Here is a 449-nt window from a genome sequence, read left to right on the forward strand (position 1 = left end):
AGATTCTTTACGGGATCCTGAATTCACCCAAAGATATGGGCTTACGCCTTCCATTATGGATTATGCCCGGGTGAACTATGTGGCGCAGCCGGGAGATGAAGGGGTGAGATATATAAGAATGATGGGGCCTTATGATCTTTATGCGATCAACTGGGGCTACCGATATTTACCTGAAGCAAATTCTCCGCAGGAAGAAAAACAGGTTCTTAGTACCTGGATCCTTGAAAAGGCTGGAGATCCTGTCTATGAATTTGGAAGCGGTTACCGCGGAATCGATCCGCAGTCCCAAAGAGAAAGCCTGGGGGATGACCAGATCAAAGCCAGCGAATATGGACTTGCAAACCTGAAAAAGGTGGTGCCTAATCTTGTAAAATGGACTTCTAAAGATAACCAGGACTATGATGACCTGGAGGAAGTGTACCGTGAATTAGGCGGCATGTGGAGAGGTT

General features: G+C 46.8%; 1 protein-coding gene. It reads left to right on the plus strand.

Annotation, left to right across the window (positions count from 1 at the left end):
- Positions 1-449 (plus strand): zinc-dependent metalloprotease (locus tag HC175_RS18635; protein WP_209310095.1); only part of this gene is annotated, 449 nt, incomplete at both ends.

The sequence above is a fragment of the Salinimicrobium oceani genome (genome assembly GCF_012037645.1).